Origin of the sequence: Moorena sp. SIO4A1, assembly GCF_010672065.1 — a bacterium.
GTDB lineage: Bacteria > Cyanobacteriota > Cyanobacteriia > Cyanobacteriales > Coleofasciculaceae > Moorena.
The window spans coordinates 1-1,565 of record NZ_JAAHHX010000629.1 but is presented as its reverse complement, the minus strand read 5'-3'; the positions used below and the strand labels follow the sequence as shown (position 1 = coordinate 1,565).

Annotated in this window: 3 protein-coding genes; 1 reads left to right on the top strand and 2 read right to left on the bottom strand. The window is 41.5% G+C overall.

The features are described 5' to 3' along the window. Window positions 1-631, bottom strand: a 631-nt coding sequence (locus tag F6K53_RS41365) for a sulfotransferase (protein ID WP_293086164.1), incomplete at its 3' end; no start/stop codon positions are given. A 90-nt stretch (window positions 632-721) separates the two neighbouring features. Here F6K53_RS41365 and F6K53_RS41360 point away from each other — a divergent pair. After that, window positions 722-847, top strand: coding sequence for a hypothetical protein (locus tag F6K53_RS41360; RefSeq protein ID WP_269086987.1), 126 nt, complete (start codon window positions 722-724; stop codon window positions 845-847). Here F6K53_RS41360 and F6K53_RS41355 read toward each other — a convergent pair. Further along, window positions 826-1,565: hypothetical protein (locus F6K53_RS41355; RefSeq protein WP_293086161.1), on the bottom strand; the 740-nt coding region annotated here is incomplete at its 5' end. The two genes, F6K53_RS41360 and F6K53_RS41355, sit on opposite strands and share 22 nt — an antisense overlap.

Sequence of the window (1,565 nt, the reverse complement as noted above, 5' to 3'; positions counted from 1 at the left end):
ATCGCGGATGATTGGCAAATTTTTCAGCAGCGTTAATCGACGCATTCCAAAGTTTTGAGATGGTAAAGGGATGATAATTGCACCAAGACCGGAAGGCTTCTCGATAGGGAATATTCTTGGCACCCAGGAATTTGATTCGCCACTTATATTTTTGTGAAAGCAGTACGTCTCGGGGGTCACGAACCATATTAATAATCCGGCTTTCGGGATAAAGCTCTAGGATTTCAGCTATGTATAAAACATTGCGCGGAGTTTGCTCACAAGGAATCTTCTTACCGTTTTTGCCAGCTTTGTATCCCAAAAATACCTTAAAGACATCCCCAGAGGTGAGCTTTTGCTCCGGAAACTGGGAAATAATTGCTTTGGCTTCTTCACTAAAGTCACTGGGATCCCCTGGACGCAGAACATCACTATGCTGAATTGATAGGAGGCGAGCGGCTAGCTGTTCTGCTTCTGCCTGAGTCAGGTAAGAGGCTCGATGTTCCTCGGACCATAACTGCTCAAAAAAATGGAGTTCCTCAAAGGTGAAAACCTCTGAATTTAATCCCAAGATTAGACCCATCAGAGTAGTTCCACTACGGGAGTTTTCCACTACAAATATTTGTTCTACTCTTGGTTGATGATCAATCATGATGGGCTAATGGGGTGATAAGGTGATAAGGTAATTGGTAACAGTATGATAAGTAGTATATCAGCAGTAAGGATTAAGCATAACAAAAAAATGCTTGTCTTTCTTTTATACTGTTCCCTATTCCCTATTCCCTATTCCCTATTCCCTGTTCCCTGTTCCCTACTCCCTATTCCCTACTCCCTACTCCCTACTCCCTACTCCCTACTCCTTTGTTGAACAGACCAGGAATTAACTACCAATCCAGCCAGTAACCAAAAATAAAAACTAAAGGGTCGAAGTTTAAATGTCCTTTCCACAAAGGTGTAAAAGAAAGAAACAATAATTATAGTACAAAGCATCACCCCAAGGGATTTGTATTCAAGGGATGAAGAAGATTTAATCAGAGATTGAGAGGTTTGGTAAAGCCGTAGCAAGATTAGCCAAAAAATTCCCAAACCAACAATTCCAAAATATCCCAAGAAGGCAAACCAGTAGGCATCTTCCAGGAGTTCCACATGCCAGGATAAATGCCGTTGTTCATCTGGGGATAGAATCACCGAATTTTCTATTCCTCTTTGTAAGGCACCAGGCTCTGGACCAAAGCCAAACCAGCCTCCTGAATTCATTAAACCATTAACAATAGTCTTGGCTGCCCAACCCCGCTGAGCTTCTAAGTTGTGTTGCCAGTAATCTGGAGAAAAAATCGAGAAGAAATAGGAAGTCAGATCAGGGATTTCACCGTCTTCAGAGACTGAAGCGGCTGATGTTTGAAGATTGAGTAATGGAGAAATTAATACTACAGTTATCAAAATTGCTGTAGAAAACCAGAGGATGAGGGCAGTATCTCTTTTTCTGTTGAGATGAACTAAGACTATAATAGGAATTAGTAGCGATATCATCAGTCCAGCTCGCTTTTTGGAAGCAAAGTTGGCGAAATATAGCACTAAAATACTAG